Source organism: Nitrospira sp. BLG_2 (assembly GCF_049222245.1).
In genome coordinates this window covers 1-1,742 of sequence record NZ_JBLYIG010000234.1, presented here as the reverse complement: position 1 = coordinate 1,742, position 1,742 = coordinate 1, and the positions used below count along the sequence as shown (strand labels likewise).

Below are 1,742 nucleotides of genomic sequence, written 5' to 3'. Positions count from 1 at the left end.
GACCGAACATCGTGCCTGTGTCCGCTCCCCTACTATTCACCGCGAATGATTGCCTCGATATCGGGGCGGACTTGGGTTCTCCGGTTTCCTTGGACTACTACGAACAGGCGCCGTTTGCCTTCAATGGGAAGATTCAGAATGTGCGGGTGAGATATATGCCGTGATGATCAGGCGCGGCTACGGAAAGGTGAACGATGCCCTCGCCCCGGCACAGTGCCGCCGATGAGTCGTTAGATCAGGCCTTTCTCATTGAAAATGACCGGATGCTTGCCGATAATGGCGCCCTGATGATGGCCGAAGAATCGTTACCGAAAAGAAAACTGCGCAGGGATAGACCCTTGAGAACAGTCGCTGTGCGACAGTTCCTTCTGTCTTTCATTGGAGGAGTGGCCGCGCTACAGGCGGGCTGTGCGCACTATCCGGTCAATGCCAAACTGGAGAAGTATGAGCCTCCGAGAATCACAATGGGTGCAGCGCTAAACGCGCCGAACCGGGCCGATGATCTGCTGTTGATGGTGTCGTTTTCCGGAGGAGGGACTCGCGCTGCTGCGCTGGCCTATGGGGTGTTGGAAGCATTGAATGAAGTCCAACTCCCGTCTCGGCCGGACGCATCGGCCTCGCCCGAGGGAAGAGACCGGCGGCTTGTACAGGAGGTGGATCTGGTCACGGGTGTCTCCGGCGGCAGCCTCACTGCCGCCTACTTTGCGTGGCAAGGCCAGGGCATTTTTAAAGACTACAAGCAGAACTTTCTCAACCGGAATGTCACCTGGGGTTTGATCTGGCGTCTTCTGAATCCAATCAACATGTACCGGATTGCATCGGCCTACTACAGTAAAAGCGATTTGGAGGCCGAGTACTTCGACGATGTGTTGTTTCATGGGGCCACATTCAGCGATCTCAATCCATTGAAAGGACCGGCGCTTATCGTGCAAGCGACCGATATATCGGATGGATATTACTTTACGTTCTCGCCGCTGCAATTCGGCATCATTTGCTCAGATCTCTCGTCCTATCCTCTCTCACGGGCCACCGCAGCGTCGTCTTCCGTGCCGGGCCCACTCGGCGCGATCACACTTCGGAACTACGCCGGCCAGTGCGGCTTTCAGGACGAGACCTGGATGGCCACCGCGCTGGTCAATCCCGATTTTACGAACAGAGCGTACCGCTTTGCGGCGCAGGCCCGATCGTATACCGACTGGAAGGACAAGCCGTTCATCCATCTGGTGGATGGAGGCATTAGCGACAACCTCGGGTTGCGGGCCTATTTGGATCTCTTCATGGCCTATCAGGATATCCCGACCGCTTTAAGAGACCGCGGTCTCGAGCATGTTAGGCGCATTGCTTTCATTATCGTCAATGCGGAGGCCAAGCGATCCACGAGACGGTGGAGTCTGCTGGAAGAAAATCCGGGATTGACGGATGTCGGCGATGTGGCGCTCACCGCCATGATTAATCACTACACGTTCGAATCCACGTCGCTTCTGCGCGGGATGGTCAAGGAATGGTCTGCATTCCGGCGAGCCGAAGCACCCAACGAGCCACCGCTCGATTACTATGTCATAGAAGTCAGCTTCCACGCGCTGTCAAATGCCAATGAGCAGGCTAGTTTCATGGACCTTCCGACCAGTTTTAACCTGTCGGACGAAGAAGTGGATCGGTTGCGCGAGGTGGCGAAACGCATACTCCACAGCCGGCCAGATTTTCACCGATTGGTACGCGACCTGGGAGGGACAATTCTCGGA

1 protein-coding gene is annotated in these 1,742 nt (G+C 56.0%); it reads left to right on the top strand.

Annotation, left to right across the window (positions count from 1 at the left end; translation table 11 throughout):
• Positions 1 to 194 precede the first annotated feature (194 nt).
• Positions 195 to 1,742: patatin-like phospholipase family protein (locus tag ACOSYY_RS06565; protein WP_421661466.1), on the top strand; the 1,548-nt coding region annotated here is incomplete at its 3' end.